The following is a 23,419-nucleotide window of genomic DNA, read 5'->3' on the forward strand; positions in this document are numbered from 1 at the left end:
AATTATAACAATTACAACGCTAGTAATCTTTAAGTACTTAATAAATTTATGTTATTTTTGTTAGCAACGCAAAAAAATATACAATTGACCAACTATAAAACCGGTCTTGATTACGCAAAAACACAAGACCAAAACGACACATTAGCGTATTACCGCAATCAATTTCATATTCCAAAAGACAAAGAAGGAAACGACTGGTTATACTTTACAGGAAACTCGCTAGGATTACAACCAAAAAGTACACAAAATTACATTCAACAAGAATTAAACGATTGGGCAAACCTTGGTGTAGAAGGTCATTTTGAAGCTAAAAACCCATGGATGCCATATCACGAATTCTTGACTGAAAGTATGGCAAAAATCGTAGGCGCAAAGCCTATTGAAGTTGTAGTGATGAACACGCTAACCACAAACCTACACTTGCTAATGGTTAGTTTTTACCAACCAACCAAAACCAAATACAAAATTGTTATAGAAAGTGATGCATTTCCATCAGATCGATATGCAGTACAAACACAATTAGATTTTCATGGTTTTGATGCAAATGAAGGTTTAATTGAGTGGAAACCTCGAGAAGGCGAAGAATTATTAAATATTGAAGATTTAGAAACAATCCTAGATCAACAAGGTGATGAAATCGCTTTACTTCTAATTGGTGGCGTTAATTATTACACAGGTCAATATTTAGATATAAAGCGTATCGCAGAGCTTGGTCACGCCAAAAACTGTATGGTTGGTATCGATTTAGCACATGGTGTAGGAAACATTCAACCAGAATTACATAACTCAGGCGTAGATTTTGCAGCTTGGTGTACTTACAAATATTTAAACTCTGGACCAGGTAGTTTAGGCGGACTTTTCGTTCACGAAAAACACGCACACAATAAAGATTTAAAGCGTTTTGCAGGTTGGTGGAGTCACAATAAAGACACGCGTTTTAATATGCGTCAACCGTTAGATGTTACACCTGGCGCCGAAGGTTGGCAACTTAGTAACCCACCAATTTTATCTATGGCTGCCATAAAAGCATCTTTAGATATGTTTAATGAGGTTGGTATGGAAGCGTTACGTAAAAAATCAGAACAACTAACTGGTTATTTTGAATTTTTAATTAATGAATTAAACAACGATAAAATAAAAATAATCACACCAACAGATCCAAAACAACGTGGTTGCCAATTATCGATTCAAGTTAAAGATGCAGATAAAAGTTTACATCACAAATTAACCAAAGCCAATATTATTACAGACTGGCGCGAACCTGATGTAATCCGTTGCGCACCAGTACCACTTTACAACAGTTTTGAAGATGTATTTAGAATGGTTGAAAAGTTGAAAGAAATTTTAAATTAAATAGTCACCTCGAGCGTAGTCGAGAGGTCAAAAAAGGTCTCGACTGCGCTCGACCAGACCACTAACATAATGAAACAAAAAGAAAACATATTAATCATTGGCGCAGGTTTATGCGGTTCACTTTTAGCGCTTCGTTTAGCGCAAAGAGGTTACAACGTTAATGTTTATGAAAGTAGACCAGATCTTCGTACAACAGACATTTCTGCAGGTCGTTCTATCAACCTTGCCTTATCAGATCGCGGATTCAAAGCCTTACGTTTAGCTAATGTTGAAGATAAAGCGCGTGATATTTGTATCCCAATGAAAGGCAGACTCATGCATGATACCGAAGGTAATACCTTTGCTTCTAACTATTCTGGCCGTGATAACGAATACATCAACTCAATTTCAAGAGGCGATTTAAACGGAATGTTATTAACTGAAGCCGATACATACGACAATCTAACCATTCATTTTAATACCGAATGTGAAACCGTAGATTTAGATACCAATACTGTTCATTTTGTAAACCGAAATACAAATGAAGCGTTTAACGTCACTGCAGACGTTATTTTTGGTACTGATGGCGCAGGTTCAGAATTAAGAAAAAGCTACTTTTTGCAGCGTAAATTCTTGTTTAGTTTTTCTCAAAACTTCTTAACGCATGGTTATAAAGAATTAGAAATTCCTGCAACCAAAGACGGAAGTCATCAAATCAGTAAAGATTATTTGCACATTTGGCCAAGAGGCGAATATATGCTTATCGCTTTACCTAATTTAGACGGAAGTTTTACGGTAACTCTGTTTTTAAGCCATGAAGAAGGCGAGTATAATTTCAAAGACTTAGATACAGAAGATAACATAAAAGCCTTTTTCCAAGAACAATTTCCTGATGCTTTAGCGCTAATTCCAAATATTGCTGAAGAATTTGCAAACAATCCAACAGGCGCGTTAGGCACTATAAAATGTTCACCTTGGCATTATCAAGGCAAAACTTTAATTTTAGGTGATGCCGCACATGCTGTTGTTCCGTTTTACGGTCAAGGGATGAATGCATCTTTTGAAGATGTTGCGGTTTTAAATAGCATTATCGATAAACATGAAGGCGATTGGGAAACCATTTTTAAAACCTATCAATCGGTTAGAAAAGCAGATGCAGATGCTATTGGCGAATTAGCAGAAGAGAATTATTACGAAATGCGAGATCATGTTGCTAATCCAATTTTCAAGAAAAAACGCCAGCTAGAAATGCAATTAGAAAAGCATTTCCCAGAGCAATATTTTTCAAAATATTCGATGGTAACATTCAATGAAAATATTGGCTATCATGAAGCTATGACTAAAGGTCGTGCGCAAGACAAAGCTATTTTAAACATGATTGCAGATAACGAAATATCGATAACAGCAGATATGACTTATGAGCAATTAGAAAAGGCTTTACAAAAAGTACAAGAAAAAACTAACGATATTATAGGTGATGACAACGTTGCAAAAACAATGCATCACTAAAACATTTTGTCTCTTCGAGCGCAGTCGAGAAGTCTCAGGAAGATAAAATAATCAAAAAAAAGATTCTGAATCAAGTTCAGAATGACAACCAATATGAACACAAACGAAGGAACTAAAGTAACACCAAGAGGCGCATATCCACACGTAAAAGTGGTAGGCGATTTCATTTTCGTTTCAGGAACCAGTTCAAGACGCGCAGACAATACAATTGCTGGTGTAGAACTTATTGACGAAATGAACACCAAAAAATTAGATATCGAAGTTCAAACCAGAGAAGTTTTAAAAAACATCGATAAAAATTTACAAACCGTTGGTGCCAGCCTTAAGGATGTAGTTGATGTAACTACCTTTTTAGTAAACATGAACGATTTTGCAGGTTACAACAAAGCCTACGCCGAGTTTTTTGAAAAAGAAACTGGACCAACCAGAACAACTGTTGCTGTACACCAATTACCACATCCTGACTTATTGGTTGAGATTAAGGTGATGGCGTATAAAAAACAATAAAACTGTCATGTCGAACGCAGTCGAGATATCTCATCATGTGATTTCTCACATTCGTTCGAAATGACTAATCAGAATAATGAACATAAAAAATTACATTAACGGTCAATTTGAAAACCCATCATCTAACAGTTGGATTGACAACTACAATCCTTCAAACGGTGAAGTTTATGGACAAATTCCGAACTCATCAAAAGAAGATGTAGAGCAAGCTTACAAAGCTGCTAAATCTGCTTTTCCTAGTTGGAGCCAAACTACTTTAGAAGAACGTAGCAGAATTCTAATTAAGATTTCAGAATTATTAGAAGCTAATTTAGACCGTTTTGCAGAAGCCGAAAGTAAGGACAACGGAAAACCAGTAAGTCTCGCTAAAATGGTAGATATACCAAGAGCAGCTAGTAATTTCAGGTTTTTCGGAAATGCCATTACTCAATTTGCAAGCGAAAGTCACGAAAGTGTGGGACAAAATGCGGTAAATTATACACTTCGCCAACCTATTGGTGTTGTTGGCTGCATAAGTCCATGGAATTTACCACTATATCTCTTTACTTGGAAAATCGCACCAGCAATCGCCGCAGGTAATTGTGTGGTTGCCAAACCAAGCGAAGTCACACCAATGACGGCTTATTTGTTAGGAGAAATTTGTAACGAAGCTGGTTTACCTAAAGGCGTTTTAAATATTGTTCATGGTTTAGGCACAACAACTGGTCAAGCTATAGTAGAACATCCAAATATCAAAGCTATTAGTTTTACTGGTGGAACAGCAACTGGCGCACATATTGCCAAAGTCGCTGCACCAATGTTTAAAAAATTGTCTTTAGAATTAGGCGGAAAAAACCCAAATATCATCTTTGCCGATTGCGATTACGACGATATGCTGAACACAACAGTACGTTCGTCATTTGCCAATCAAGGTCAGATTTGTTTATGCGGAAGCCGAATTTTTGTAGAGAAAACTATTTATGAGAAATTCAAAGTAGACTTTGTAGAAAAAGTAAAAAACTTGAAAGTTGGTCATCCTTCTGAAAAAGATACTAATATTGGTGCTTTGGTTTCAAAACTGCATCTTGAAAAAGTGAAAAGCTACATCGAAATAGCTAAAGAAGAAGGCGCAACTATTTTATGTGGCGGAGAAGAAGTTACTGTTGATGGCTTCGAAAACGGTTACTATTTACAACCAACAGTTATTGAGGTTAAAACAGACGATTGTCGTGTGAATCAAGAAGAAATTTTTGGACCAGTAGTCACCATTATGCCATTTAAAACTGAAGACAACGTGTTAGAAATGGCAAACAAAGTAAAATACGGATTATCAGCAACACTTTGGACGAATAACCTAAAACGAACGATGCGAATGAGCAACCAACTACAAGCAGGTATCGTTTGGGTAAACACGTGGATGATGCGCGATTTACGCACACCTTTTGGTGGTGTAAAAGAAAGCGGAGTTGGTCGCGAAGGTGGATTTGAAGCTTTACGCTTTTTTACTGAAGCCAAGAATGTATGTATAAAGTATTAATGTCATTCCTGCGAAAGCAGGAATCTCATTTAACAATATAAACTAAAAGATTCCTGTATACGCAGGAAGTTATTATGGACTTAAAACTAAACAACAAATACGCACTAGTTTGTGGTAGCACAGCAGGTATTGGTAAAGCAACTGCTTTAGCTTTAGCTGAAGAAGGTGCAAATATCACACTAATAGCAAGAAACGAAGACAAGCTAAAAGCTGTTTTAGCTGAACTACCAAAACATAGAAACCACGATTATATCGTAGCCGATTTTTCTAATCCGATGGAATTGAAAGAGAAAGTTGAAAGCTATATTAAAAACAAACACGGATTTCATGTCTTGGTAAACAATTCTGGCGGACCAGCTGGCGGACCAGTTTTTAATGCAAAAATTGAAGAATTTGAAAGCGCTTTTACGCAGCATTTAAAGTGCAATCATGTATTGGCTCAAGCTGTTGTTCCGTTTATGAAAGATGAAGAATATGGACGAATTATCAATGTCATTTCTACATCTGTAAAACAACCTTTAGATGGACTTGGTGTAAGTAACACCATTCGTGGTGCTGTAGCCAACTGGAGCAAAACATTAGCTAACGAGCTTGGACAATTTGGGATCACCGTAAACAACGTATTACCTGGCGCAACTGGCACAGAACGTTTAACCGAAATCATTAAAAACAAAAGTGCTAAAACAGGTAAAACAGAAGAAGAATCTGCTAACGCTATGAAAAGTGCTGTGCCAGCAAAACGTTTTGCAAAACCAGAAGAATTAGCTGCTGCAATTACTTTTTTAGCAAGTGATAAAGCGAGTTACATTAACGGAATTAACCTTCCGGTTGATGGTGGTAGAACAAAAAGTTTATAAGCCTGATATTTCAAAAATATTATTCTTAATTTTATTGAATTGATGAATCTGCGTTAAGGATTGAAGCGACATCCTTTTTTACGTCAGTTTGAGTGTTTTGCGAAGCATGAGCAAAATGTATCGAAAACAAGTAAAAAAGATATAGCGTAAAGCCTGACCCGATAGGGTAACGCCAAAAAAAGTATACAATGAGCAAATTATTTCCGCCTATTAATTTTAAAGCATGGATTGAAGAAAATCGTCATTTATTAAAACCACCTGTTGGTAACAAAGTGGTTTGGAAAGATGCCGATGTTATTGTTATGGTTGTTGGTGGACCAAACGATAGACAAGATTATCACTATAATGAAACACCTGAATTTTTCCATCAAATTGAAGGCGACATGGTCTTAAAAGTGATTGAAGATGGTAAACCAAAAGATATTCATATTAGAGAAGGTGAAATTTTTGTATTACCGCCAAAAGTACCACATTCACCTCAACGTAGTGCAAACACTGTTGGTTTGGTGATCGAATATCCAAGACCAGAAGGTGTTATGGATAAATTACAATGGTACTCGGATGAGGATACAAGTTTGATTTATGAAGAAGAATTTATGCTTGATAATATAGAAACTGATATGCCTGCTATTTTTGACCGTTATAACGATATGGTTAAAAAAGGTGCTTTTAAAAAATAAACCCAATTACATCTAACCAACAGAAAAACAGTTACTAAAATTTAAAATTTGGTAATCCCTTAAACAAATGAGCAAACGCAAACTAAGAATTAACGGTCATTCACATTTACTGCCTTATCCGGAAGAAATTCCACAATTTATGAAAGATAAAGGTATTTTTTGGGTAGATAAAGACCGTAAATACATGCTTCAAAAAGATTGGAATAGACCCATTACTGACTCAAGTTTTTTCTTAAATGAAAAATTAGAATGGATGGAGCGCAACAAAATAGACCATGCAGTTGTGCTAAACTTATCTCAGTTATATGGTAATGGTTTGCGTGTTGAAGAAATGAAGCAAGCCTTACGTTTTCAAAATGATTTTAACGCAAAAATTCAGCATGAAAACCCAAGCAAATTTACTACAGGGTTTGTAGTACATCCAGGATTTGTACGTGGTGCTTGTTGGGAAATTGAACGCTGTGTGGAAGAATTAGGTATGCGTTTATTGTGTCTACCAACGCATTACATGGATACGATTGGGACTTGGCGTTGTATTTTTGATGAGGAAAACGAGCCTATTTTTGAATTGGCCAATAAGTATAATTTAGCTGTTGAAATTCATCCCTATGATGGTGAAAAATTTATCAAATTAGAAAACACATCGTGGCGATTTCATCTCATTTGGATGTTAGCGCAATGTGCAGATGCGTATCACTTTTTAACCTTAAATGGCTATCAAGATAAGTATCCAAACATGCGAACTTGTTTTGCGCATGGCGGACAATTGGCACAGATTAATTTAGGACGACGCATACAAGGATTTGATGGTAGACCAGATTTATTTGAAGGTAAACATCACCCAAGAAAAGCTGTAGCGCATCCAAATATTTTCTTTGATACATTGGTACACGATACTGGCGGACTTCAATTATTGATTAAAAATCAAACGTCTAAACAAGTCTTAATGGGATTAGATGATCCATATCCTTTAGGTGAAATGGAAAGCGTAAAACAAAGTTCTTATCCGGGTAAAATATTAGATCTAGCTATAGAAAGAGATATTATTAATGAAACCGAACGTGATGCAATTTGGGAAGACAATGTAATACGTTGGCTTTGCGGAAATGATCAAGCTGAAAAGGATAAATTATATAAGCGAATTTTAGGATAATGCACTTTTTACCAGAAAAATTAGACGATTATGTTGTTGCACATTCTGAAGAAGAGCCTGAATTACTACAACAACTAACCAGAGAAACCTACCAAAAAATTTTACAACCTATTATGCTTTCTGGATCGTATCAAGGTCGTGTGTTAAGCATGATTTCTAAATTAGTGCGTCCTAAAACTATTTTAGAATTAGGTACTTTTACAGGTTATGCAACACTTTGTTTAGCTGAAGGTTTAGATAAAAATGGTCAAATACATACTATAGATATTAATGAAGAATTGCATGATTTTCAGCGTAAATATTTTGATAAATCAGCTTATGGAGATCAAATCATTCAGCATACAGGAAGTGCTTTAGATATTATTCCTGCTTTAGATATGACATTTGATTTAGTATTTATTGATGCAGATAAACCTAATTACGTTAATTACTTTCATTTAATTATTGAAAAGCTAAATCCTGGCGGGATTATTCTATCTGATAACGTCTTATGGCACGGTAAAGTAGTTGAACCTTTAAACGAAAAAGATACATCTACAAAAGCTGTTTTAGAGTTTAATAAACTTTTAAAAGACGACCATCGCATAGAAACTGTATTGCTACCAATACGTGATGGACTGACTATTAGTAGAAAAAAATAGGTTTTATGAAGTTAAGAGATATCATAATATTAATTTTGAAATGGTTACCAACAGTAGCAATCTCTATTTTTTATATATTAAATGCTGTAGATAAAATTATTGATTCAAATCAGAACGAAAAGGTGATTTCTAATTCAAGTGTTATGATTTCTACTGGGATTTTCTTACTTGTTTCAGTGATATTATTTTTTTATAACAAGACGATGTTTATAGGAACTTTTTTACTATCTCTTTACATGACTCTTATAGTATTTATACATATCTATAAGGATAAACCTTTTGAGGTTGCAGCATTAATTGTGATTTCAACCATTTTTGCTTGCTATATAAGAAATCCTAAACAATTCAATTAAAACTAAGAGTAATTACTCTCTTTAAAAGCAAAAAAACCTCTTCAACTTGAAGAGGTTTTTTTGTGACTTATTTCATTTTAATTATTGTACAGCTTGCAAAGCATCTATTGTTCCGTAACCAAAACTAGAATGTTTATTAGGATATAAATGTGCAGATTGCTTTAACTTATTTAAGACTTGGCTTCTACTCCAACTTGGATATTTAGACCAAACTAATGCAGCAATACCAGCAGTTGTTGCTGTAGCGACAGAAGATCCGCCTGTATATTGTCTTTGTCCGTTATAAAACCCTAAAACTGGCGGATGTTTACTAGTATTATTATCACCTTCCATTACGATAGTAAAATCTATTTTATCACCTTCGTGACACACATCGCAAGTTTCATAATAAGCACCATCTGTAATACCAGTTACTGCAACAGTTTCGCTCATAGTTGCTGGAAAAATAACACCATACCAGTTAGTGAAGTTTGTAGATGTTCCTCCAGCAGCAAAAATTAATTTTCCTTTACTGTATGCGTATTTAACTGCATCTTTTATGTTACCAATTGACCACGGATAACCTATTGACATCGAGATTATTTTAACATCACTTCTGTTTCCTAATTGAGTTAATGCATCACTTACACCTTTACGCTCGTGATAATCATTTAAAACTACATCTTCCGTAGCTCTGTAAGCCACAAGGTTTGCATTATAAGCAACACCAACTGGCATTCCGTTATCGTTACGCGGTGCAGCAATGGTTGATCCCATTTGCGTACCATGACCACATTTATCATGTGGACCATCATAATTGCTGCTCCACCACCAAGAAGAATCTATAAATGTCCCGTACTTTTGAACAAAACGACCGTTTGAATATCCGTCGTTAAATCCAGAACTATTTAATAATGTTTGAGATTGAGATACACCTGTATCTATTAATCCTACAGTAATACCTGATCCTGTTGAATAGTTCCATGCTTGCGGAATATTATGTTGATAGAAATGCCAAGACACTTGCGCATTATTTGGTGCTACAGTAGAATAATGTGCAGAATTTATAGTTTCTCCATTTTTAGAACATCCAGAATCTGACAAAGATCGTTGATTACTTGTGTTAGTAGAATAATATTGGTCATATCCATTAGGCTCGAAATACCTAACACCATTGATTGATTTTAAGCGTTTTATTGTTTCAAAATTTTCAACCTGAACATCAACAACATTAATAATATCATGCTCTACCAATGTTTTTTCGCTTCGTTTATATCCTTCAGTAGCTTCTACAATTTGAAGAATATTTTCTAGGTTTTGTTTTAGTCTTTCAGATTTTACTTCACTAAAAAACTCACCTTCTTGACCGTAACCTATTGTTAAAATATTATTACCGTGTGTAACTGCACTCCAAAGTGTATGTGCATCTACTTGGCTCCAATCAAAATCACCAGTAGCCTCTAAACTTTCGGTTATTTTACTATTAATTTCTTGTACTGTTAAAGGATCTTTAACTTGTTGCTCTGAAAAAGATTGATCTTCATGCACGTCTTCTTCTTGACAAGATTGCATAAAAACAATTGCTAAACAAAATATTGCTAGCTTTAAGGGAAAAGTTTTCATAATTGTTGGTTTATCGGTTAATCAGTTAAATATATAAATAATTAACAAATATTAACTTATAAAATTATGAATTCTCTAAAAAAAATAGAAGTTTGGTGTGAAATTTAATATATATTTTAGCGATTAATCCCATTGAAGTATAATATACTATTGCACTAAAAAAGCTGAGATTTAAAAATAGCTTTCTCTTCTACTTTCCTCTAAAATAAAAAGGATATAAAAGTATGGAGCGACACTTATTATAATGTCCTAAAAAGTTTTATTTGTTACGTTTTATTGAACCTGTAAACTGCTCTAAATCGTCTTTTACTTTGTTTAACTCTTCGTTTACTTCTTTGGTAATGCTTGTATCTATACCATTATTTTCTGCAGATTTAGTAATCTCATGTTTAATATCGTTGGTAGCGTCTTTTAGTGTACGCATACCTTTCCCTAACCCTTTAGCGATATCTGGTATATTTTTAGCTCCGAACAGCATAACAACCACCAAGAGTATGAAAAACACTTCGGTTGTACTAATAAATAATATTTGTGATGCTAATATCATGCTGCAAATATACTAAGATGTTTGTTTAGTCTTTAAAAATAAACCTCCAAAATTTGAGCGTCATCAGACTTTAACATAACGTCATTTACAGATGCTGGTAAAAGAATGGTTTCTCCTGTGTTTATGGTATAATCTTTTTGCTGATATTGAATTACAGCTTGACCAGAAACACACATGTAAATCACAAAAGAATCTACATTACTGTAATCTTTTTTTAATTCTCCTTTAATTGGTAGAAAATTAGATTTAAAATATGGAGAATGAATTAATTTATTAGATGTATTTAATTCTTTTTGATAATCAGTCTTGTAGCTACTTTCTACATTAAAATCAAGCACTTCTGTAGCTTGCTCTGTATGTAACTCTCTTGTTTTACCTGTTGTTTTGTCTACACGATCATAATCATAAACACGATAAGTTACATCTGATGTTTGCTGGATTTCTGCAAGCATTACACCTGCTCCAATAGCATGTATGCGTCCCGTTGGAATATAAAATGCATCTCCTTTTTTTACATTTTCATGATGCATTACATCTAAAACAGATTTATCTTCTAAATGCTGTTTAAATTGTTTTTTATCAATTTCTTTTTCAAAACCTACAATAATATTAGCGTCTTGATCTGCTTGCATGATGTACCACATTTCGTTTTTCCCAAAAGAATTATGGTGTGTTTTTGCATACTCGTTATTTGGATGAACTTGAATAGATAACGGTGTTTTTGCATCTATAAATTTAATTAGCAACGGAAAAGCTTCACCAAACTGTTTATACACGCTTTCTCCTAAAAATTCGCCTTTAAACTCTTTCATTAGTTGTTTTAAAGTGTAACCTTTTAATGATCCATCTGCAACTACTGTTTCATCATTAGGTACATCAGAGATTTCCCAAGACTCGCCAATAGATTCTGAATCGTAATCTTTATTAAGAACGGTTTTTAATTTGTTTCCGCCCCAAATTCTATACTTAAACAGAGGTTGAAATTTTAAAGGAGTTAGCATTTGTCTAATATTTTAAGACAAAATTAAAAATTTTTATTGACTAATATACTGTTTTACAGCATTCTATTTTTAGTGTAAATTTTAGTATTTTTACATAATAGCAAACCCTATTACAATGAGCTTAAAAAATATCGAAACTAATCCTATCTTAGAGCGCTTACCAAAGCACTTAACGCAATTTATAAAACCTCAAAACTATGAGGATTACAGTGCTATTGATCAAGCCGTTTGGCGCTATGCTATGCGAAAAAATGTAGATTACTTAAGCCAAGTTGCTCATCATTCTTATTTAGACGGTTTAAAACAAACAGGAATTAGTATTGATGCTATACCAAACATGTACGGTATGAATCGTATTTTAAAAGAAATTGGTTGGGCTGCAGTTGCAGTAGATGGATTTATTCCTCCTAATGCGTTTATGGAGTTTCAAGCTTATAATGTTTTAGTTATTGCTAGTGATATTAGACAATTAGAACACATAGAATATACACCTGCTCCAGATATTATTCATGAAGGCGCAGGACATGCTCCTATTATTGCAAATCCAGAATATGCAGAATATTTAAGACGTTTTGGTGAAATTGGTTGCAAAGCGATTAGTAGCGCAAAAGATTACGAGTTATATGATGCTGTAAGACATCTTTCTATAATAAAAGAAGCGCCAAATACGCCACAAGACGAGATTGATAAAGCCGAAAAAAAAGTTGAAGATTTACAACAAAATATGGGTAAACCAAGCGAAATGGCTTTAATAAGAAATTTACATTGGTGGACTGTAGAATACGGTTTAATTGGCACACTTGAACAGCCTAAAATTTACGGAGCTGGATTATTATCTTCTATCGGAGAAAGTGCTTGGTGCATGACCGATAAAGTAAAAAAACTACCGTACTCTATAGAAGCTACTTTTCAGGATTTTGATATTACAAAACCACAACCACAATTATTTGTCACTCCAGATTTTGCTCACTTAAGTTTAGTTCTAGAAGAATTTGCAAATACTATGGCATTACGTACTGGTGGCGCAAGCGCAGTAAATAAATTAATAGAAAGTAACGCGCTAGGCACCATAGAATTAAGTACAGGTTTACAAATTTCGGGAGTATTTACTAATGTTATTGAAACTAACGGAAAAGTGCACTACATACAAACCACTGGTAAAACTGCATTGGCTAATCGTGATAAAGAATTAGTAGGTCATAGTACTTTAGAGCATCCTGAAGGTTTTGGATCTCCAATAGGGAAATTAAAAGGTATTAATCTTGCTATTGAAGATATGTCGCCAAGAGATTTGCGTGCATATGACATTTATGAAGGTGAAACTGTAACGCTTGAATTTGAGGGTAATATTACCGTAACTGGCGAAATTATTACCGGAACAAGAAACCTTCAAGGAAAAATTATATTAATAAGCTTTAAAAACTGTACCGTAAAACATAACGATACAGTTTTATTTAAACCAGAATGGGGACAGTATGATATGGCTGTAGGAAAAGAGGTTATTTCTGGATATTCTGGACCTGCAGATTTACATAGTTTTGATCTGATTTCTCATAAAATTAGTAGTAATACCATTCATGAGGAGAAATCGCCAGAGAAGCTTGAACTTATTTCGCTTTACAAACAAGTAAGAGATTACAGAGAAGGTACTAATAAAACCATTTCTAGAACTAAAGTTTTAGAACAGTTACAGGATAAATTCCCTAACGATTGGCTTTTACCTGTCGAGTTATACGAATTAGCTTTTAAAGGCAATGAAAAAGAATTATGTACTTCTATTTTAAACCATCTAGAAACTATTAAACAAAACCGACCTAAAATTGGTCATTTAATAGATGACGGCATTAAAATTGTAAATGAAGAAGCTGTTTTAAGTTAAACTATTTATAACTAGCTAGCTTTTCTTTTGTAAAACTACTTAGCACTAATTTACCGCTAATTTTAGCGCGTTCTTTAAGTAACGTGTCCCAATTTTCGGTGTTTTGCCAAAGTACGTTTTTAAGTTCTGATAACGCTTCTGGATTATAACTAGCTAATTTATTTGCAAGTTCGATTACTGCTTGGTCTAATTCTTCAATGGTTTCAAAAACATTTGCATAAAGTCCTTTGTCTTTTGCGTATTCTGCCGAGTAAAAATTTTCGGCATCAATAGTCATTTGCGAAAATGCGGTTGCTCCTATTTTCTTAGACACTGCTGGCTCGATTACAAATGGTCCAATACCAATACTTATTTCGCTTAATTTAATAGCTGCATATTTGGTTGCTAAACAATAATCTGTTGCACTAGCCAAACCAACACCGCCACCAACAGCTTTACCTTGTACACGACCAATAATAATATTACCACAAGTACGCATGGCATTGATAACATTAGCAAAACCAGAGAAAAATAAATCTCCTGCTTCTAAATTATCTATCGCAATTAACTCTTTAAAGCTTGCTCCTGCACAAAATGTACGGTCGCCACCACTTTTTAAAACAATTACTTTTACTTCATCATCGTTACCTGCATTGGAGATTACTTGCGCTAATTCTTTTAAAATAGGACTTGGCATTGCATTATGTTCTGGAGTAAAAAACTCGATAAATGCTATATTATTTTTGGTAGTTTGCTTAACGTAAGACTGAGCCATAAATGATTTTTTAATTTGTGTAGTTACAAATTTAAGAGTTTAAATTATATCTTTAAGCAGAAGTAACAATTGTTACTAAGAACTATGCTATGTTTTGTATTTTTACATCAATTAAAAACAGCAATTAGATTATGGGAATTTTAAGCTTTCTTTTCGGTAATAAAAATGAAAAAATTAAAGACTTTCAAAATAGAGGTGCAATAATTTTAGATGTTAGGTCTAAAGCCGAATATGATTCTGGAGCTATACCTGGCTCTAAACATATACCATTACCAAGCATACAAAGTAAAGTTGCCGATATTAAAAAATGGAACACACCTGTAATTACATGTTGTGCTAGTGGTATGCGATCTGGTAGTGCTGCTGCTATTTTACGACAAAATGGTGTTGAGACTATAAATGGTGGCGGTTGGCTTAACCTTGCTAAAAAGTTAGACTTATAATTTTAAATCTTCTACTTTATCTATTACTTTTTGGTTGTATTGCAATGTCCAACCTAAACTATTGGTTAAAATATAGAATTTAGACAACTCGCTAATTAATCTATTTTCTGCATTTGATTTTAAATTAGATGCATTTATCTTTTTAGTTATTTGCTGTTTTACTTTTTTGTTGATAGCATTATAGTCTTCGGCTTTAAAAGGATTTAAAAAGTCTGCTTGTACATCATAATACTCTAACTCGGGGAAAATTTTTATTTCTTGTTCTGGTATTTTTGTAATGGTTAGTGTTTTATTTTCTTCGTCTAAATTAAATTCAATTTTACTTAAATCGTAAGCAACCGTCACTTCTGCATTAACAACAACTAGTGCTTTTTTTTCAACCTCTATTAAATCTCCAAATACTGCTTTGCTATTTTTATAGCTAAAAACTTCGCTAAAATTACCTTCGGTAACAACTAGCTTACTAACGTTTTTTATTTGCTTTTCTATTAATGCAGAATGTTCTTGAATAAGAATTTCTTCTTTATTAGAGCATTTATTTATGATAAATATAACCATTAAAGTTATGCATATTCCTACTACTATTTTTCTCATAATTTAAAGGTAAATAAAAAAGCACCAATGTTTACTATAAACAAATGATGCTTTTTTTATATATAGATTAATAGCCTTGCAAAAATAAATTTATATTGTTGAGGCAAAATGATTTAAATGTTACTAAATTGATAATAAAAAAACACCAGATTTAATAAACTTATAATAAATTTATTAATCTGGTGCTTATAGTGAAATATGATTAATAGCTTTTATAAAATTAGAACTATCTTTGAGTTTGTATCTTTTTTTTCGACCAAAAGAACATATCTTAGTTTAAGATACTATTTGTAGATTTAATCTTACAAAATATACTGAAAACCTCTAAATCAGATTATTACGCCTTGCTTTTTGTACGGCTTCTAATTTTGAGTGCACTTGTAGCTTTGAGTAAATATTTTCTATATGTTTTCTTACTGTAGACGGTGATAAAAACAAATTATCTGCTATAACTTTATAACTTAATCCTTTTGACAATTGCTCTAAAACCTCAACTTCTCTGTTTGTTAAATTAATATCTTCTTTTGATACATCTTTAAAATCTACTGGATTACGGAGTAACTTTAATGTTTTTAATGCAATGGAAGGATTCATTGCTGCACCACCACTTAAGGTATCTACAATACCATTAAATAGCTCATGTGGATTAACATCTTTTAATAAATACCCATCTGCTCCTGCTTTTATGGCGTTAAAAATATTCTCGTCATTATCAAAAACTGTTAGCATTATAATTTTAATTTGAGGATACTTTTGTTTTACTGCTAATGTTGTTTCGATACCGTTTAAGACAGGCATTTCTATATCCATTAAAAGCGCATCTAAATTATGGTCTTTATCAAGTTTTTCTAATAAATCTGCACCATTATTGGCTGTATATTTTACCTGAATTTCTTCAAAAAAAGAAAGCTTCTCTTTTATAGAAGAAATTAAAAAACTGTTATCGTCTATAATGGCTATTTTCATTAGTACTTTTTTTAATTAATTTGAAATTTCCTTTAGTAAATCAACCTGTTCTTTAATAATATTTAGTTTGAAATTTAACAACTTATAGTTATAATCTTTATCAAAAATAAGTTTAGTGTTTTTCTCATTTTCAAAGTTTAAGTTAGTATTCAAACTATTTATAATATAATTATGACGCTGTTTTTCTTTTTTTATAAATTGAAAATGCCAGATTAAAATAAATACTAAAGTTAACGTAAATAAAATTATTAGTGTTTTCATTTTTCATCTGTTTAATTATTCAATTAAATCAACATTACAATAGTCTTTATCCTGATATGTTACATTTACAAGTTGTTGTGTTACTATTGATATATTTAAATCTGTAACATCAACCATAAAATCTGAAACAGAAAAACCTGATACATCTGTAAAATTATAGGGAATTAAATCTATGTTATAATTAAAAAAATTTAAGTCTGCTATTGAAATTTTAGTGCAAATTTGGTTTGGATTGTAATTAAAAACACCAATATATTCTGATTGTGTTACAACACTACCTTGTGACTGAAATTGTAAAAAATCACCTGTGCTTTGACTAAACACACTACCTTGATGATATTTATTTGAAAGCAATTGACCTTCTTCATTAATAGAATAAGTTATTAATCCTCTTAAATAGTATTTATTAAGACCAAACTCTTCTATTGAAATACCACCAGGACTAAAATTTGTACCACCTTGAGTATTATCTATTGAAAATTGATGATTCCAATGGTCAATCAAATTTCCGTTTAAATCAAAAACCATATAACCTCCAAGTCCAGTCGCGTTATATTGAAAAGTATTATAAGGCCAAATTATTTTATCTGTACTTGTAATAATTGGCACAGAAGAAGTTAATAAAGCATCTGGTCTAGTATCTGATGCTTTTTTCATGAAAATATTATTTCCTTGCCAATCAAATTTTGCTATAACAGCATCACTACCTAATCTTCCAAATGCATAAAATCCATCTGCAACAGCTACATTTCTTAACCAATGATAAGTTGTATTATTTTCTATTGCCTTAATTAATAGTCCTGTTGTGGCATCAATAATAAACATCCATTGCATGTTACATACAACTAGCTTATTATTTTTTATATTACTTATTGAGTTGTAATAGTACGAATCATAATATGGCAAAGAGTAAAAATCGTACTTTTTTTGCCAAACAACATTTAAACTATCGTTTAGTCTTATTGCAAAAACACGACCAGAATTAACATTAGAGCTACTAAAAACAGTACCGCTAATTAATAAATCTCCTGCTTTATCTAAATAATAATGATGAACATCTATATCTCCATTAATTTGAATTGTATTTAGTTGATTAGTTTGAAAATTTAAAAATGAAACTGTCACAAAATTTTCTCCTAAGTTTTGCTTAGCAATGAAAATTCCGTTTTCATTTTTAGCTTTAAAACCGTCTAATCTATTAATATAGGCTTGACCATCAAAAAGTAATTGGTTAGCATTAGAATTTATAGATGAGTTATTATTCTCTACTTGATCATCAGAAGATTTTGAACATGAAAAACACATCAAAATTATTAAAAGCAAAAACAGAGTAGCAGGCTTTTTCATTTATAAAGTTTATTAATTTCTATAATATCAAAGCTACTATTACAGTGGTGATTTTAAAATAAGGCAATTGCCCTATTTATTAAAGATTACATTTCAAATTTTATGGTAATTTCAGTTCCTTGGCTGGAAGATTTCATATCAAAATCGGCATCAATTTCATTTGCTCTTTTCTTCATAGACAACAGACCGTTACCAGCCTCTATAGTTGATTGATCAAACCCAACACCATTGTCTATAATCGAAATTTTCAAATCGTTATTTACTATCTCAAAATTAACTACAATTTTAGTTGCTTTTGCGTGTTTTACCGCATTATTTATTGCTTCTTGAATGATGCGATATACGTCTATTCCTTGAAGTGAATTAAGCTTAACATTATCTGTATCCTTAGGATAATTAAACTCAAAATCAATACCTAATAAAGAGGTTTTTGCTGCTTCTATAAAATTGGTGGTTCTTGTTTTAAGGTCTTCAAAAGTGATTTCTTCTTTATTCATTGCCCAAATTGTATCGCGTAAATCGGTAATTGTACTTCGGGTAAAGTTGCCTATAGAATCAAACTTATTGTAAAGTTTTTCTTTGGTGAAATCAAAATATTTCAAATTGTCTAAAGAAGAAATTATAAAGGTTAACTGAGAACCGATATTATCGTGTAAATCTTTAGAAATAGCTAATCGTTGTTCTTGTAAATTATTTTGATTTTCAATTTTTATTAAAGCCTCTTTTAGTTCGTTTTCTTTAATTATTTGCTTGTTTTTTAAGCGTTGTTGTTTATAAACTAAATAACCTATTAATCCTAAAAAGAAAGCTAAACCAAATGCGTAATAAGTTAAGGTGGTTTTTCTCTTTATTTTTGCTTCTTTAATTAATATATCAGATTTTGCTTCTGCTAGTTGTTTTTCTTTTTTTTCGGTTTCAAATTGTATTTGGAGTTCTTCTATCTTATTTTGTGTTGCTACATTGTCTGTACTATCTTTTAAAGCTTGAAATCTTTCATTAAAGTCTAAAGCATCTTTGTATTTATTTAGTTTTTTATAGCATATTGCAATATTTTGATAACAGTATTTTTCTAAATGCTTGTACTTGTATTTATTAGCTAATTCTGCACAGATTTTATAATTCTCTATTGCTTTTTCATAGTTTTCTTCTTGCTGAAAAATTTCTGCTATATGCACGTAGTTTACAGTTATTCCATAATTATCTGCAATTTTATTTCGTATAACCGAAGAGCTATCTACATAAGTTTTTGCTAAGTCATAGTTTTGTTTTTCGGCAAACGTATTAGCTATATTTGCATAGCTATAACCAAGCCCTATACTATCTTTTAACTGCTTCTTTATAGCTAAAGATTTATATTGATAATATAAAGCGCTATCAAGTTTTTTGTCCATACTTAGCAATACGCCATAATTGTCATATACTGGATTTAAACCTTCTAAATCATTTTCAATTTCTAGTAGTTTTATTCCTTTTTGCATGTAATACAACCCTTTATCTAAGTCTCTAGTTTTTAAGTTGTAGCCTAAACCACCGTAAGCTATACCTGCTTTTGTATTATTATTTTGATGTTCAAAAATTCTTATTGCTTGCAAAGTGTACTCTAACCCTTGATCAAATTTATTTTGATACGATTTAAGTTGACCGTATTTAAACATAATTTCGCCTAAAGCAATACTATCGTTTATGGTTTTAGAAAGTTCTATCCCTTTATTAAATAATTGTTCTGACTTTTCTAGCTCTGCGACAAAACTTCCGTAGGGAATTTCAATAATAGTATTTAAAGCTTGTTTTGTCTTTTGGGTTTTAATTTGGTTGCTTATACTATCTAGATATGTGTTTTGATCTTGAGCGAAGAGATTAAATCCTATAAAAAAGAAAATGAAATAATAGCGATTCATTTAAGTTGGTTTTAGTCTTATAAAGTAAAGTGATAAATATTAGATTTCAAAAAAAGCTAAAAAAATAAACACCAACTTATAAGTAAAACTTATTTTAAATGTTGGTGTTTACAGATTGATTAATAGCGCGTTTTTAGTATTTACATACTATAATTTATATGCATAGATGGTGCTTTTATTGGCTTTATAAAATAACACACCTGCTACTTCGTCTACTTGATATTCTGGTTTTTTGTCTTTAAGAATAATCTCTTTATCTACATTACCATTATCTTTATTTACTTTAACTAAACCAACGCCATCATCTAATTTAGTTAAAATGAATTGAGAATTTTCTGTAGCTGCAGTTGCTTTAAAACGTTTTGACATGATTTTAAAAGACTCGTCTGCTATAGAGGCAAACATATCTGCAGCTCTTTTGTTTTCTTTTCCATAATCATTGTAGTTATCTAAATTATTAGCACTACCGTATCTTGTTTTATTTAAACCTGCTTGATAAGAATGCGCCATAGTTAGTGCTGTAGATGCTACAGCTACTACGCCAGATAAGGCTTTCATAAAACCGCTTTTTGATGGTGATTTATAGTATTTATGATACACTTCGTTACCATCTTTATCTAAAACCATCATATTTTGAGATGAGGCTAGGTAAATGTTTCCGTTTCTCATCTCCATTTGGTTAGCGTCTTCTTTTTCGTCAAACTTTACTTTTGCAAAATCTTGTGTATCTCCAGAATTTGCATCAATACTAAAAATAGTACCATCTGCTGCAATTAAATATCTATTATTATCGGCATCAAAAGTTGACGCTACAGAAGCTGAATTTTTATATTTTAATGGCTTATCCCAAACTTGCTCACCTGTTTTTAGGTTAACAATATTTGCATCTTCGCTAGTTATATAAATTAATCCTTGAGGTGAATTTGCCATAACCATTATATTTTCTCCTGTTTTTAATGGTTTTTTAAATAACGTTTCTCCTTCAAAAGAAATCTTATTTATTCCTCCTTGCTGGATTCCGAATAAAATCCCATCATCCTGAACATAAAAGTGCTGCACATAACCTTTAGTTTTTGGTGCTTTTTCCCAAAGATCTTCTCCTGTACTAGCGCTTAAAAAAGCGATTTCAGATTCGTTTTTTTGAGAGAATACACTTTTATCTCCGCCATCACTTTTGTTACTAACAACAGCTATACCTTGTGGTAATATTTCAAAATTAGATACAATTCCTTTTACTTTTCTATCGTCTTGCCATAGCTCTTTTCCATCTGCTCCAATTTTATGTATTCTTGTGTTTTTTCCGTTTGTTGTGGTTTCAAAACCATAAATTTCTTTTTCAGATTTATCAGACACCATCCAAGCTACTCTTTTAATCTTGTTTGTCCATAAATCTTCTCCTGTATGAGATTTTGCAATTAAACCTTGAGCTGTTGGAATGATTAAAAAATCTTTTAATAATAATGGTAATCCTGTTACACTAAAATCTTTAGCTACGCCTACTCTACCTGGTTTATCTAAAAAGAAACTGTAATCTAATTGTTGTGTGCTTAAATCGTAAACTGCAACTTTAGGTGTCATTTTTTCAGCTTTTGTGCCTGTTTTTTGGATACCACTAACTACTAATTTATTGTCTGGTAAAAAGATATTACATGTGTAAACTTGATTCCAATTATCATTATCTGAGTTAAAAATCACTTTTCCTGTTATGTAATTAATAACTGCTCTTTTAGTTTTTGTAATACCTGCTAATTTAGAGCCTGCACCTTGTGATACTATGATATATGGCGAATCTTCTACAAAAATAGTTTCTTCTGAAGTTAACTTACCAAAATTATTAAATGTAAATGTAGGTGTGCTAGTTTCTGGGTTTATTCCTACTAAACCATCATTTGTTGCGACTACTAAAATGCCACCAACAGTTAATGTCATTTCGTTAATTGTTGCGCCTAAATCGTAAGAATTGTTAGGTTGCTCTGCTTTTTGTGCCAATGATAATTGAACACAAAAAATAATTAAAAGTAGATTAATAGCTTTCATAACTTCTTTAATTAAAACACAGTCTTATTTACATCTTTTTGTAAAGCCAACGTTACTCCGCTTTGAAATAACTTTACAGCACTTACAAAGGTTTTGTCAGAAAACCCATTATCTATCCAAAAGTAATAGTAGAATGATACCGTATGAGCAGATTCGTTATAATAACATTTAATCATTATCACTTCTTTGTTTACGGTATTAAACACCTCTAAAATTTCGTCTTTTTTAGCGCCTTTTTTTACAGTATAAACACTATTAATACTTATATATCTTTGTTTAGGGTCAATATCTAAGTACATTGTTTGGCTATCTTTTATTTTTATAAACGTGTCTTTAACGTCCAACACATCCATGTAGGCATTCTCAAAAATAGTTTCTAAGTATTTAGGTGTTACATTATCCGGAGATGATAATTGTCCTTGAGCAAAGGTTTGTGTTGCTATACACATTAAAAAAAGCAACATTAGTTGTTTTAAAGTTTTCATTTTGTTTCGATTTTAAATTATGATTCAAAATTGAAATAAAACAACAAAAATGTAAATACGTCATTTGGCGTATTTTACTAAAAATCAATAAAAGGGAAAGATTTTTTAAGTGTTTCTTTACGTTTTTTTAACTGAAGTAAAAACTGCTGATGCGCTTCTGATGAAGTATTAAAAGGCTTGTGAGACAACCCTTTTTGGATAGCTTCGACGTCTTCCATAGTTGATTTTGCACTAGAAGAAACCCAAGTATTTAAAAACTTATCCCAAATATAATCTACTGCTAATGGACTTGGATGTAACATATCTTGGTTGTAAAATCTATAATCTCTTAACTCGTCCATCATAATCTCGTAAGAAGGAAAATAGTTTAAGTTATGTTTTTTGGATTCATGATTTTTACTTAAAAACTCATGAATAGCAGTAATTAAATGCGATTTACTTCTTGTATTTTCTATAAAACCATCTTTAATATGCCTAACAGGAGATACTGTAAAAATAAATTGAGTTTTAGGATTAACTAGACTAATTAATGAGACTAAACTTTGTAGGCTTTTTTCTATTTGAACAGGTGATAGTAATTCTTTTTTGAAGTTTTTCTGCGGGATTTTATGACAATTTGCCACAACTTGTTGAGTTTCTAGAAAACGATATACCCAAGCAGTTCCTAATGTAATAATTATGTGTGAAGCTGATTTAAGTTTAAGTTTAGCATCAACTATCGTATCATTTAATGTAGAAAGAAGTTCTTCTTTAGAATGATTACTAAAAATTGAATGTGCATTTAAACAATGAAACTGTTCGTTATTAAATACTACATCTTTATCTGTAAATATCTGATCGGTTAATGCTTTTTTTATTAAAGTTTCAATCGCTAAAGGATGAAATAAAATACCTAATGGGTTAACTGTATACTGAAACTTATAATAATTAAATTTTTGGGCAATGTTTTCTGCAAAACAAGACCCTAACAATACCACTTTAGAGTTATAATCTATTTGGTTATTAGGTATAACCTGAAGTGGTATGTTGGTTTGTAAGTTCATATACCTATAAAAGT

The 23,419-nt window shown here is 31.9% G+C and carries 23 protein-coding genes; 11 read left to right on the forward strand and 12 right to left on the reverse strand.

The features are described 5' to 3' along the window. Nucleotides 1–84: 84 nt before the first annotated feature. The 9 genes from kynU (at nt 85) to H574_RS0109090 (ending at nt 8,548) form a co-directional block, all read left to right on the forward strand. The gene (gene kynU / locus H574_RS0109050) at nt 85–1,353 is read left to right on the forward strand and encodes a kynureninase (RefSeq protein WP_027880272.1); all 1,269 of its coding nucleotides are present in this window, start codon (nt 85–87) and stop codon (nt 1,351–1,353) included. Nucleotides 1,354–1,422: 69 nt separating this feature from the next. Next, nucleotides 1,423–2,841, forward strand: a complete 1,419-nt coding sequence (locus H574_RS0109055; RefSeq protein ID WP_027880273.1) for an FAD-dependent oxidoreductase — start codon at nt 1,423–1,425, stop codon at nt 2,839–2,841. Between the two features lie 81 nt (nt 2,842–2,922). Continuing rightward, nucleotides 2,923–3,348 (forward strand): RidA family protein, encoded by a 426-nt coding sequence (locus H574_RS0109060; RefSeq protein WP_027880274.1) that lies wholly within the window; start codon nt 2,923–2,925, stop codon nt 3,346–3,348. A gap of 76 nt (nt 3,349–3,424) precedes the next feature. After that, complete coding sequence (locus tag H574_RS0109065; protein ID WP_027880275.1) at nt 3,425–4,864, forward strand: aldehyde dehydrogenase; 1,440 nt, start codon at nt 3,425–3,427, stop codon at nt 4,862–4,864. Between the two features lie 74 nt (nt 4,865–4,938). Beyond that, the gene (locus H574_RS0109070; RefSeq protein ID WP_027880276.1) at nt 4,939–5,721 is read left to right on the forward strand and encodes an SDR family oxidoreductase; all 783 of its coding nucleotides are present in this window, start codon (nt 4,939–4,941) and stop codon (nt 5,719–5,721) included. Nucleotides 5,722–5,909: 188 nt separating this feature from the next. After that, a complete protein-coding gene (locus H574_RS14125) occupies nt 5,910–6,401 on the forward strand; it encodes a 3-hydroxyanthranilate 3,4-dioxygenase (RefSeq protein WP_036227447.1) in 492 nt (163 codons plus the stop codon). Between the two features lie 67 nt (nt 6,402–6,468). Beyond that, on the forward strand, nt 6,469–7,554 hold the full coding sequence (locus H574_RS0109080) for an amidohydrolase family protein (protein ID WP_027880277.1): 1,086 nt from the start codon (nt 6,469–6,471) through the stop codon (nt 7,552–7,554). Continuing rightward, nucleotides 7,554–8,195: an O-methyltransferase gene (locus H574_RS0109085; RefSeq protein ID WP_027880278.1), complete on the forward strand. Its 642-nt coding sequence runs from the start codon at nt 7,554–7,556 to the stop codon at nt 8,193–8,195. The genes H574_RS0109080 and H574_RS0109085 overlap by 1 nt, the downstream gene beginning before the upstream one ends. A 5-nt stretch (nt 8,196–8,200) precedes the next feature. Beyond that, nucleotides 8,201–8,548, forward strand: coding sequence for a hypothetical protein (locus H574_RS0109090; protein ID WP_027880279.1), 348 nt, complete (start codon nt 8,201–8,203; stop codon nt 8,546–8,548). Nucleotides 8,549–8,629: 81 nt separating this feature from the next. Here the strand turns inward: H574_RS0109090 and H574_RS0109095 are convergent, their stop codons facing one another. The 3 genes from H574_RS0109095 to H574_RS0109105 all read right to left on the reverse strand — a co-directional run bounded on the left by H574_RS0109095 (nt 8,630) and on the right by H574_RS0109105 (nt 11,698). Further along, nucleotides 8,630–10,150, reverse strand: a complete 1,521-nt coding sequence (locus tag H574_RS0109095) for a S8 family peptidase (RefSeq protein ID WP_027880280.1) — start codon at nt 10,148–10,150, stop codon at nt 8,630–8,632. A 259-nt stretch (nt 10,151–10,409) separates the two neighbouring features. Further along, nucleotides 10,410–10,697, reverse strand: coding sequence for a Sec-independent protein translocase subunit TatA/TatB (locus tag H574_RS0109100; protein WP_036227460.1), 288 nt, complete (start codon nt 10,695–10,697; stop codon nt 10,410–10,412). Nucleotides 10,698–10,729: 32 nt separating this feature from the next. After that, on the reverse strand, nt 10,730–11,698 hold the full coding sequence (locus H574_RS0109105; RefSeq protein WP_036227465.1) for a type I phosphomannose isomerase catalytic subunit: 969 nt from the start codon (nt 11,696–11,698) through the stop codon (nt 10,730–10,732). A 115-nt stretch (nt 11,699–11,813) separates the two neighbouring features. On the opposite strand from H574_RS0109105, the gene H574_RS0109110 reads away from it, so the two are divergent. Further along, a complete protein-coding gene (locus H574_RS0109110) occupies nt 11,814–13,577 on the forward strand; it encodes an aromatic amino acid hydroxylase (RefSeq protein ID WP_027880283.1) in 1,764 nt (587 codons plus the stop codon). 1 nt (nt 13,578) lies between these two features. Here H574_RS0109110 and H574_RS0109115 read toward each other — a convergent pair whose 3' ends face one another. Beyond that, nucleotides 13,579–14,331 carry an enoyl-CoA hydratase/isomerase family protein gene (locus H574_RS0109115; protein ID WP_027880284.1) on the reverse strand — a complete coding sequence of 251 codons (753 nt, stop codon included), beginning with the start codon at nt 14,329–14,331 and terminating at the stop codon, nt 13,579–13,581. A 131-nt stretch (nt 14,332–14,462) separates the two neighbouring features. On the opposite strand from H574_RS0109115, the gene H574_RS0109120 reads away from it, so the two are divergent. Continuing rightward, nucleotides 14,463–14,774 carry a rhodanese-like domain-containing protein gene (locus H574_RS0109120; RefSeq protein WP_027880285.1) on the forward strand — a complete coding sequence of 104 codons (312 nt, stop codon included), beginning with the start codon at nt 14,463–14,465 and terminating at the stop codon, nt 14,772–14,774. Here the strand turns inward: H574_RS0109120 and H574_RS0109125 are convergent. The 8 genes from H574_RS0109125 to H574_RS0109160 all read right to left on the reverse strand — a co-directional run bounded on the left by H574_RS0109125 (nt 14,769) and on the right by H574_RS0109160 (nt 23,405). Further along, on the reverse strand, nt 14,769–15,368 hold the full coding sequence (locus tag H574_RS0109125) for a DUF4230 domain-containing protein (protein ID WP_027880286.1): 600 nt from the start codon (nt 15,366–15,368) through the stop codon (nt 14,769–14,771). The genes H574_RS0109120 and H574_RS0109125 overlap by 6 nt on opposite strands. Before the next feature lie 324 nt (nt 15,369–15,692). After that, nucleotides 15,693–16,334 carry a response regulator gene (locus tag H574_RS0109130; RefSeq protein WP_027880287.1) on the reverse strand — a complete coding sequence of 214 codons (642 nt, stop codon included), beginning with the start codon at nt 16,332–16,334 and terminating at the stop codon, nt 15,693–15,695. A 15-nt stretch (nt 16,335–16,349) separates the two neighbouring features. Continuing rightward, a complete protein-coding gene (locus tag H574_RS0109135) occupies nt 16,350–16,595 on the reverse strand; it encodes a hypothetical protein (protein ID WP_027880288.1) in 246 nt (81 codons plus the stop codon). Nucleotides 16,596–16,610: 15 nt separating this feature from the next. After that, entirely contained in the window at nt 16,611–17,942 is a 1,332-nt protein-coding gene (locus tag H574_RS0109140; protein WP_155912629.1) for a hypothetical protein, read from the reverse strand. 86 nt (nt 17,943–18,028) lie between these two features. After that, a complete protein-coding gene (locus H574_RS14435; protein WP_051169868.1) occupies nt 18,029–19,840 on the reverse strand; it encodes an ATP-binding protein in 1,812 nt (603 codons plus the stop codon). 147 nt (nt 19,841–19,987) lie between these two features. Continuing rightward, nucleotides 19,988–21,877, reverse strand: a complete 1,890-nt coding sequence (locus H574_RS0109150; RefSeq protein WP_081653199.1) for an outer membrane protein assembly factor BamB family protein — start codon at nt 21,875–21,877, stop codon at nt 19,988–19,990. A gap of 11 nt (nt 21,878–21,888) precedes the next feature. Next, nucleotides 21,889–22,362 (reverse strand): YbjN domain-containing protein, encoded by a 474-nt coding sequence (locus H574_RS0109155; RefSeq protein ID WP_027880291.1) that lies wholly within the window; start codon nt 22,360–22,362, stop codon nt 21,889–21,891. A gap of 77 nt (nt 22,363–22,439) precedes the next feature. Continuing rightward, nucleotides 22,440–23,405 carry a GSCFA domain-containing protein gene (locus tag H574_RS0109160; RefSeq protein ID WP_027880292.1) on the reverse strand — a complete coding sequence of 322 codons (966 nt, stop codon included), beginning with the start codon at nt 23,403–23,405 and terminating at the stop codon, nt 22,440–22,442. Between the last annotated feature and the right edge of the window lie 14 nt (nt 23,406–23,419).

Source organism: Mesoflavibacter zeaxanthinifaciens DSM 18436 (genome assembly GCF_000422365.1).
GTDB lineage: Bacteria > Bacteroidota > Bacteroidia > Flavobacteriales > Flavobacteriaceae > Mesoflavibacter > Mesoflavibacter zeaxanthinifaciens.

Bases quoted from the DNA above. Each gene is read 5' to 3' on its own strand.
- H574_RS0109055 (WP_027880273.1), top strand. From the start codon at position 1,423: ATGAAACAAAAAGAAAACATATTAATCATTGGCGCAGGTTTATGCGGT.
- H574_RS0109060 (WP_027880274.1), top strand. From the start codon at position 2,923: ATGACAACCAATATGAACACAAACGAAGGAACTAAAGTAACACCAAGA.
- H574_RS0109065 (WP_027880275.1), top strand. From the start codon at position 3,425: ATGAACATAAAAAATTACATTAACGGTCAATTTGAAAACCCATCATCT.
- H574_RS0109070 (WP_027880276.1), top strand. From the start codon at position 4,939: ATGGACTTAAAACTAAACAACAAATACGCACTAGTTTGTGGTAGCACA.
- H574_RS14125 (WP_036227447.1), top strand. From the start codon at position 5,910: ATGAGCAAATTATTTCCGCCTATTAATTTTAAAGCATGGATTGAAGAA.
- H574_RS0109080 (WP_027880277.1), top strand. From the start codon at position 6,469: ATGAGCAAACGCAAACTAAGAATTAACGGTCATTCACATTTACTGCCT.
- H574_RS0109085 (WP_027880278.1), top strand. From the start codon at position 7,554: ATGCACTTTTTACCAGAAAAATTAGACGATTATGTTGTTGCACATTCT.
- H574_RS0109090 (WP_027880279.1), top strand. From the start codon at position 8,201: ATGAAGTTAAGAGATATCATAATATTAATTTTGAAATGGTTACCAACA.
- H574_RS0109095 (WP_027880280.1), bottom strand. From the start codon at position 10,150: ATGAAAACTTTTCCCTTAAAGCTAGCAATATTTTGTTTAGCAATTGTT.
- H574_RS0109100 (WP_036227460.1), bottom strand. From the start codon at position 10,697: ATGATATTAGCATCACAAATATTATTTATTAGTACAACCGAAGTGTTT.
- H574_RS0109105 (WP_036227465.1), bottom strand. From the start codon at position 11,698: ATGCTAACTCCTTTAAAATTTCAACCTCTGTTTAAGTATAGAATTTGG.
- H574_RS0109110 (WP_027880283.1), top strand. From the start codon at position 11,814: ATGAGCTTAAAAAATATCGAAACTAATCCTATCTTAGAGCGCTTACCA.
- H574_RS0109115 (WP_027880284.1), bottom strand. From the start codon at position 14,331: ATGGCTCAGTCTTACGTTAAGCAAACTACCAAAAATAATATAGCATTT.
- H574_RS0109120 (WP_027880285.1), top strand. From the start codon at position 14,463: ATGGGAATTTTAAGCTTTCTTTTCGGTAATAAAAATGAAAAAATTAAA.
- H574_RS0109125 (WP_027880286.1), bottom strand. From the start codon at position 15,368: ATGAGAAAAATAGTAGTAGGAATATGCATAACTTTAATGGTTATATTT.
- H574_RS0109130 (WP_027880287.1), bottom strand. From the start codon at position 16,334: ATGAAAATAGCCATTATAGACGATAACAGTTTTTTAATTTCTTCTATA.
- H574_RS0109135 (WP_027880288.1), bottom strand. From the start codon at position 16,595: ATGAAAACACTAATAATTTTATTTACGTTAACTTTAGTATTTATTTTA.
- H574_RS0109140 (WP_155912629.1), bottom strand. From the start codon at position 17,942: ATGAAAAAGCCTGCTACTCTGTTTTTGCTTTTAATAATTTTGATGTGT.
- H574_RS14435 (WP_051169868.1), bottom strand. From the start codon at position 19,840: ATGAATCGCTATTATTTCATTTTCTTTTTTATAGGATTTAATCTCTTC.
- H574_RS0109150 (WP_081653199.1), bottom strand. From the start codon at position 21,877: ATGAAAGCTATTAATCTACTTTTAATTATTTTTTGTGTTCAATTATCA.
- H574_RS0109155 (WP_027880291.1), bottom strand. From the start codon at position 22,362: ATGAAAACTTTAAAACAACTAATGTTGCTTTTTTTAATGTGTATAGCA.
- H574_RS0109160 (WP_027880292.1), bottom strand. From the start codon at position 23,405: ATGAACTTACAAACCAACATACCACTTCAGGTTATACCTAATAACCAA.